Origin of the sequence: Streptococcus sp. CCH5-D3, from assembly GCF_001556435.1 — a bacterium.
Classification (GTDB): Bacteria; Bacillota; Bacilli; order Lactobacillales; family Streptococcaceae; genus Streptococcus.
Window position 1 is genome coordinate 1 of the sequence record NZ_LSIW01000178.1, and the last position, 244, is coordinate 244.

1 protein-coding gene is annotated in these 244 nt (G+C 45.9%); it reads right to left on the bottom strand.

Translation table 11 applies throughout. The annotated features are described in order from the left end of the window. The coding region (locus AX662_RS10175; RefSeq protein WP_156430715.1) for a hypothetical protein at window positions 1-244 on the bottom strand (244 nt) is incomplete at both ends.

Below are 244 nucleotides of genomic sequence, written 5' to 3' on the forward strand. Positions count from 1 at the left end.
GTTGCTGTTGGAGTTACTGGTGTCACAGTTGGTGTGTAAGTCGCAGAAGCTTTGGTTCCGTTCTTATCTTCACGAACCACTGTCACTGCTGGTGCTGTTCCAATAAATGATTTCTCTGGAACAAAAGTTACAGTTCCTTCTGAAGCTACTGTGTATGTACCAACTCCATCAACTGTCTTCGTAGTTGAACCATCGTCGAAAGTAGCTGGAACGTCATCGTTCATTGGCACACGGCTGTCGCCTT